Origin of the sequence: Kitasatospora sp. MBT63 (assembly GCF_000710465.2) — a bacterium.
GTDB lineage: Bacteria > Actinomycetota > Actinomycetes > Streptomycetales > Streptomycetaceae > Kitasatospora.
On the sequence record NZ_JAIZ01000071.1, the window covers coordinates 1 to 3,033 of the forward strand.

A 3,033-nucleotide genomic window follows, 5' to 3' on the forward strand; every position below is an offset into this window, starting at 1 on the left:
TGGGCCAGGGGGTGGGGAGCTGTTCGGTGGCCTCGGCGAGGTGGGCCGTGATGACCAGGGTGCCGTCCTCGACCTGGTAGTCGAGGGGGGCGGACAGGCGCCGCATGGTGGCGATCAGGCCGCCGTTGGAGGCGTGGGTGACGGCGTACACGGTGGGGACGCCCGCCTCCAGTGCAAGGGCGGCCATCCGGCGGAGCAGGTCGACGCCGAGCCCCCGTCGCTGCCAGTCGTCCTCGACCAGCAGGGCGACCTCCGCCCCCTCGTCGTCCCAGAGCAGGTGTGCGAGCGCGACGATCCGGCCGTCCTGGGTCTCGACCGCGAGGGTCTGCCCGTGGCGCGGGTCGAGCAGGTGGTCGAGGTAGCGGTCGGCGTCCCGGACCGGCCCGTGGTAGCGCTTGCGCAGGGTGTCCGGGGAGCAGCGGTGGTGCATCTCGAGCGCCGCGGCCTTGTCGGCCGGTTCGGCCCGGCGGACGGTGAGGTCGGCCCCGGCGGGCATGGTGAGCCTGGCCTCGACCTTGGGCACCCGGGGGCCGAGCAGGCTGTCCAGCTCGACCAGGGCCTGGGCGCGGGCGAACTCGGTCGGGGTGAAGGGCAGGTGCGGCCGGGTGAGTTCGATCAGGTCGCCGCCGGGCACCGGCAGCCGCATCACGTGGCCGGCCACCCCGGCGGGGGTCGCCGCGCCGAGCGCCGGGTACTGCCGGATCGTGCACCGGCCGAACAGCTGACGCAGCGCGACCGGCAGCTCTGCCGCGTCCAGGGCGGTGCGGGTGGCGAGCGCGAGGACGTGGGTCGGCCCGTCCACCAGGTCGTGGGCGTCGGCCCGGTCGGTCCAGATGTCGTGCCCGCCGGCCGCGGCCACGGCGGCGGTGAGTTCGGCCCGGCCGAGGCTCTGCGGGGCCCGGACGAAGAACTCGTCGACGGTGCCGGTGGGCAGCGGGTGCGCCTGCATGGAGACGATGTTGACCCCGTGCCCGGCCAGGGCGGTGCAGATCCGCGCCAGGCTGCCGGGGGAGTCCTCGACGGTGGCGCGGATCCGCCACAGGGTGCTTGCCCGGTACGCGTCCAGCGGGCCGGTCGCCTCGGCCTCGCCGGGCGGTGCCGGGGTGTCGGGCGCGGGCGGCCCGTGCGGGTGCCGGTGCGCCCACCAGCTGTGGAACAGCGCCGTGGCGAGCAGTGCGGCGGCCGAGACGGCGAGCAGCACCGGCCCGTCGTGGCCGTGCACCACGACGTTGGCCACCAGGTCGGCCGCGGCGACGGCGACGAACACCGCCGCCAGCTCGACGGTGTCTCTGCGCCAGCCGTGCCGGCGGGCGCCGCGGCGCTGCGCGCGGGAGGGGGCGGAGCGCTGGGTGTGCGAGGAAACGTCCATGTCGTCATGGTGTCGCGCCGGTGTTTCACGATCACGAATCCCCCGTGACCTGTTGGTTAATGTCCTCGAATGGCTGCCCGATGGCCGAGAGTGGTCAGCCGGTCACCGGACGGTCCGTCAGTTCGGCTCCGGCGGACCGCACTTCGGCGAGCAGCAGCCGCAGATCGTCCTCGGTGGTGGCGGCGTTGAGGAGGCACGCCCGGAGCATCTCCCGCCCCGCCAGCAGGGCCCCCGTGACGAAGACCCGCCCGCGCTGCTGGACGGCGGCGGGTAGGCGCGCGTTCAGCGTGTCGAGCTCCTGCTCGGTGAGTCCGGCGGGCCGGTGGCGGAACGCCACGATGGACGTCTCCACCGGGGCCAGCAGCTCCAGCTCCGGGTCGGCCTCGACCAGGGCGCCGAGGTGCCTGGCCAGCGCGGTGCAGCGGGCGATGTCGGCGCTGATGCCGGCCCGGCCGCGGTGCGCGATGGTGGCCCACACCTTCAGCGAGCGGAACGGGCGGGTCTGCTCCATGCCGTACTCGGAGAACCAGCCGAGCTCGCCCGCCGCGTCGTCGCGCAGGTAGGACGGCACCAGGCTGAAGGTGGAGCGCAGCGCCTCGGTGTCGCGGACCAGGGCGCAGCCGCAGTCGACCGGTACGCCGAGCCACTTGTGCGGGTCGAGGGCGAGCGAGTCGGCGCGGTCCATGCCCGCGTAGCGGTGTGCGATGGCCGGGTCCAGCACGCCGAACGCCCCGTACGCGCCGTCGACGTGCAGCCAGAGGTCCTCCCCGGCGCACAGGTCGGCGATCGGGTGGAACGCGTCGACGGCCCCGGTGCCGACGGTGCCGGCCGAGGCGACCACCAGGAACGGCAGGCGGCCGGCCGCGCGGTCCTCGGCGACGGCGGCCCGCAGGGCGGCGGTGTCCAGCCGGCCCTCGTGGTCGGTGGCGACGGTCCGCAGGTGCCGGCTGCCGAGGCCGAGCAGTTCGGCGGCCTTGCGGACGCAGGAGTGGGTCTCGCCGGTGACGTAGCCGACCATCGGCGGCAGCCCGGCCAGGCCGTCCTCGCGCAGGTCGTGGCCGATCCGGCGGGCGGCCCGCTGCCGGGCGGCGGCCAGGCACAGGATGGTGGCCATCGAGGTGCCGGAGGTGAGGATGCCGCCGCCGGGCGGGTGCGGGAAGCCGACCAGTTCGGCGATCCAGCGGACCACGGCCCGCTCCAGGTGGACGTCGGCGTGGTCGCCGCCGGCCGAGCTGGGGTTCATGGCGGAGGCGGCGAGGGTGGCGAGCACCCCGGCGGGCTGCGGGGCGGAGTTCACCCAGCCGAAGAAGCGGGGGCTGCCGTTGCCCATCGGCGCGGGCATCACCTGCTTGCCGATCACGCCGAGCAGGTCGGTGAGGCCGGTACCGTGCTCGGGGAGTTCCAGCTCCAGCAGTGCCTGCCGGTCCGCCGGGTCCATCGGCTGCCAGACCGGGCGGTCCGGGAGGGCGTCGAGGTAGTCGGAGACCAGCTCGGCGGCCGTACGGGCGGCAGTGCGGAAGTCGTCGCTCACGGTGGTGCTCCATCAGGGTGCAATGGCGGCGCGACTTCCTCGGCGCACCAGGCTGGCCACGATCGTACGCCCCGCCCGGACCCGTATCCGGACCCAGGCCCGCCCCGGCCGACGCCCGCCCCTGCGACCCCGG

At 75.3% G+C, this 3,033-nt stretch carries 2 protein-coding genes; both read right to left on the reverse strand.

What is annotated here, in order from left to right:
* On the reverse strand, window positions 1–1,369 hold a 1,369-nt coding region (locus AA75_RS04960), incomplete at its 3' end, for a GNAT family N-acetyltransferase (protein WP_033818512.1).
* A gap of 94 nt (window positions 1,370–1,463) precedes the next feature.
* A complete protein-coding gene (locus tag AA75_RS04965) occupies window positions 1,464–2,900 on the reverse strand; it encodes a pyridoxal-dependent decarboxylase (RefSeq protein WP_051811865.1) in 1,437 nt (478 codons plus the stop codon).
* Between the last annotated feature and the right edge of the window lie 133 nt (window positions 2,901–3,033).